Origin of the sequence: Lamprocystis purpurea DSM 4197, assembly GCF_000379525.1 — a bacterium.
Lineage (GTDB): Bacteria > Pseudomonadota > Gammaproteobacteria > Chromatiales > Chromatiaceae > Thiodictyon > Thiodictyon purpureum.
Genome location: NZ_KB902416.1, coordinates 1 through 3,730 on the forward strand (window position 1 = coordinate 1; position 3,730 = coordinate 3,730).

Below are 3,730 nucleotides of genomic sequence, written 5' to 3' on the forward strand. Positions count from 1 at the left end.
TGTACGTCTTGCGCTTCGCTTCGCCCATTATGATATGCCCCTTTTGGTTCGACGCGAGCTTAAATTACTGTCCGGTTTTCAGGGTCCACTATAGACATTATGCGGACCGCCGCGCCCCGAAGCTATCAATACCCCACAACCATGCCCGCTGCGGCGCGTTAACCTGCGCCCGCATCTCGTTTCTCTTGTGGCAATGCGCTTCCATATAGTTTTCGGTCTCGCCGTGCTTGGAAAATACCCTCTGGGGGCTAATCCATCGCTCGCTTACTCCATTGACATACGGCTTGGTGTAGCGGATGTGCAGTTTCTCGCCCGACCTTGCCGCGGCTAGCAAGACTTTCGTCTTTGGGTCTGACGACGTGTTAATAGTGTTTGGCAGCGAGCTTCCCAATCTGTGAGTGGCATTATGAACGCCTTGATGTGGAGAACGTTGTGCGGGGGATGGGGGTAAGATTGTGGCGGCGAGAAATATAGCCGAAATAAATGAAAGCCAGCCAAACGCCGCATAGCGCGCGGTCTTTGAATATCCGGGCAATAGGGTAATCCACACAAAGATCCACGGAACAGCATAAATTGCGAACCCGAGCGCGATACCTACGTTTCTTCTTTGCGGCGTTGATAATGAGGTATCACTCGATTTCGGATCTTGACTTGGGCAAGCCTCTACCTCTGTGCAGGTGTCCTCTCTATATCGTTTTTCTTGTGCTTCCAATTCCCGTGTTTGACGTGGTTCATCTGCGGCAATCAGAGCGCGGTCTTCTGCTTGCCGCTGACGCGCAGCGATTTCGCTGAACATTTCGTTCACACTTTGGATTTGTCTAACCTCGTTGTCAACTGGTTTTGCCTGTTTGGGCTCCGGCATCGGTTCTTGGCGAGGCAGTGGTTCCGATGGGGTAACAAATTGCATATCCAAGTTATCGCAAGTGGCACCGGTCGCCCACCGCACGCGCCCGGCGCTGCCGCTAAGTTTCCCGTTTACGAAGGCGCCCGCATAGATCTGCCCATTGGGCATCGTCAATTCCCCTTGTCCAGTTATTTCCCCGTTCACGAATTCACCCTCGTAGACTCTTCCATCAGGCCAATTACACACCCCGGCGCCTGTGAGCGAGTTTTCCTTGAAGTAACCACGTAAAGCGCGCCCATCTGCAAGGACATGCGACGTGATTTTGCAGGATGGAGACTGGGCCAGCTCGGCAAACTGCTTGTGCTGCTCCGCCTCTCGCTTCCGACACAATTCTTCCTCTACCAATCGCGTACTCCTAGCCTCGTCAGCCGCGATCAGAGTCCTTTCTTCCGCTGGCGTGAGTGCGCCGGAGTCGAACTGTATGCGGGGGGTCGGTATCGGTCCAGCAGGGCGCTTCGAGTGCCTTTCGCCTGTGCGCGGACGAATGTATTGTAGTGTCGACTCTGGCGGCGATGGGATTTCGCTGACTATTTGTGATTTGACTCCAGCGCGTGTGCTGACAATCCCGATGGGCGGCGCCGCGTTCGGCACCTTGCGCTCATTGTTGGTGGTCGGCCTTTCCGTCTGTGGCTGAACGGCTGCGTCTCTAGGCGCTTGAGGTGCAGCTTTGGTAAATCGGCTAATAATGCTCGGATCACGGCGAACCATGTCCACGAATAGATGCGCGGCAGCCCGCGCATCGGGCAGCGCACGGTGGGCGTTCTGTATTTGGTAACCAATGTGGGCGCACACCGTGCCGAGCTTGTGGTTTTCTGCGCCGCGATATATCTTGCGGGCTAGCTGACACGTGCAGATATATTCAAAGGGCGGAGCGTTTCCTCGATATAGTGCATCAATGAACTGGCGTTCGAATGGCACGTAGTGCACGATAAGCGCCGCGAAACCACTAGCCCACGCCAAAAACCGGTCCCAGACTTTATCTACTGGGTCGCAGTGCGCAACGTCTCTGTCTCTAATCCCATGTATCTCGGTTGCGAATTGATAGGGTATGGGTCTGCCTGGGTTGACCAACTCCGTAAACTCGCTCAATGTATTGCCGTCTATATCGAGCTTTACTGCTCCAATCTCGACGATCGCGTGGCCGTTTTTTGGCGAGCCACCCGTCGTCTCGAAGTCGAGCACGATAAAGTGAATTGCGGCAGGAGTAGGCTTCGGCTTGTCGATCTGTGGCGCCAAACTGGGCGTTGCAGCGCGTGGCGTCGCCGGCTTAGAGTCTACTCGCTCGAGAGTAACAGGCTTAGGTTCGATAGTCCGCGGGATTGCGGCCTTCGGCGCAACGGCAGCGGGATGGGCCATTGGCGATTCAAGAGAAATTTTCTCCACTTCAGTCCTGGAGACAGTCTTTGGTACCCTCGATTGCGAGTTGTCTTTGTTCTTAGTGCTGTCGTTACGGCCATCCGGGATTGTCGGGGCAAAAGACTCGCCGGAATTTTCTAGCTCGCTTATTGCTATGGAGGCGCCTTTCGCTCCGCGATCTACTTCACTAATCCATCTGGGCTGGGAGGCCGATATTTTCCTCCGAAACGCGGTATTAGGGGGTACAAGCCCTAAATTGTTCCTGTAACGGTGCCTGATCCCGTCCATGGTCCGTGTTTCGTCTAAGTACCGTTTCTCTCGCGTTTCGGGGTCTGTGAATGTTCGCTGACTCTGCCGAAAGCACGGTTCGCACCATCCGAGAGCAACGCGGTGCGGGTTTGCTCGATCTCCGAACGTCGTTGGTTGGCCGCAATTTACACAAAGCAATCGCCCACTCTTGTCAGTCGTTTGTGGCTTTGGAATAGGAAAGCCGCCGTCGTTCGCTTCTTGTTCGGCGACTCTTACCGGTTCAACATGCCGAAGCGAAAGCTTCTTTTGTCCCACTGCGGCAAAATAGATACTGATGTAGTCGCGGCTGCTGTCTGCCATGACTACCCCGACCCCCCATTCGCTCACCGTGGGATGTCTTACACGCTCGCCTTTGGTGTATTGCATCTGCTCCCGTTCCCTATCAGCCTTCTTAAAATATCAGGGAAGACCACGTTTAATTGCTCGGAGACGCGCAGGAGAGTGGCAAAATAAGTAAGCTGAAGTTTCCTGTTTTCAATTAAGCCACGAGCCGCATCACCGCCGCGATCAGGGGATTTTGCGTCGGTTTGTTGGCCCCCCCGCAATCGCTACCGAAACCCTCCCCGCCGAGGTCCTGTGCGAGCCGGCGCCGCAGGTCGGCGAAGGCATATTCGGTGCGCTTCGTGGTCGAATACCGGCGCGGCGGCGCGTGCTCCAGATGCGCGCCGTAGATCCAGGTGATGGCGGTCGCCGCCATGCAGAAATTCAAGTGATTGGTCACGGCATCGGGATTGCGGGTTTGCGTCTCGGCACTGCCGATCTCCTGCTTGATCTCGCGAAAACCCGCTTCAATTTTCCACCGCGCGCCATAATATTCAATAATTTGTGCGACAGAGAGGTCCAGATCGGTGGTGACCAAGGCGACCCATTGGGTGGTGCGGAAGACCCACACCACGCGCACCCGGCACCGCAGGGTCTTGAGCATCACCACACGGTCGACCGCCATGACCGTGCGCAGCTTGCCATACAGGTTCAAGGTATACGCCTGCGCACTCGGCTGCAGCGTGGTGGCCAACGACGCCGCGTTGCCCAAGCGCTCGCCGTACGTGCGCGGACGCCCGCCGCCCCCGGGCGTGGGGGTCGGCAGATCATACAATGCGGCATTGGTGCGCAGGCGCGACAGCAACTGCGCGCGCGGTCCCAACGCCTGCCGTAACGGCT

2 protein-coding genes are annotated in these 3,730 nt (G+C 56.3%); both read right to left on the reverse strand.

Features of this window, described 5'->3' with window-relative positions; all coding sequences use genetic code 11:
- Positions 1 to 97: 97 nt before the first annotated feature.
- Complete coding sequence (locus A39O_RS37970) at positions 98 to 2,287, reverse strand: exonuclease domain-containing protein (RefSeq protein ID WP_245561796.1); 2,190 nt, start codon at positions 2,285 to 2,287, stop codon at positions 98 to 100.
- Between the two features lie 760 nt (positions 2,288 to 3,047).
- The coding region (locus A39O_RS32325) for an IS701 family transposase (protein ID WP_040527327.1) at positions 3,048 to 3,730 on the reverse strand (683 nt) is incomplete at its 5' end.